The 381-nt window shown below is 56.2% G+C and carries 1 pseudogene; it reads right to left on the bottom strand.

The features are described 5' to 3' along the window. Positions 1 to 185: pseudogene (locus IM317_RS22885) on the bottom strand (hexitol phosphatase HxpB); the annotation flags it as partial. Positions 186 to 381: the final 196 nt, after the last annotated feature.

The following is a 381-nucleotide window of genomic DNA, read 5'->3' as shown; positions in this document are numbered from 1 at the left end:
TACCACAGATCCACCACCAGGTCGATTCGCAGACCGAGCAGGTCGGGCAGTTCATCGCGGCGACGGGTATCCACTCCCAGGCTCTCCATGACCTCGACCTCCGCCTGATCCCAGAGCGGCTCCGAGTCAATCAGCAACCCGTCCATATCAAATATCGCGGCCTCAATGCGGCGCTTCGCTGACATATGTCCTTCTCCTGTTGCGTAATCAGATAAACGAATCGGCAATCATGGTATATCATACCGCGCATTATTGGGCGAAATTCGCCGTGGCAGATAGACTTATACCCGACATACTCGGGGGAGCGAGGGAAGCCAGCGCCACGCAACAGGCAGCAGGCGAACCACCAACGCGTCTTTAACAAGGGGAACTCATGACGTA

Source organism: Enterobacter cloacae complex sp. S3, from assembly GCF_014930495.1.
Taxonomy (GTDB): Bacteria; Pseudomonadota; Gammaproteobacteria; order Enterobacterales; family Enterobacteriaceae; genus Enterobacter; species Enterobacter asburiae_B.
Note: the sequence above shows the minus strand (reverse complement) of the source record. Positions and strands in the feature narration are given on the sequence as shown.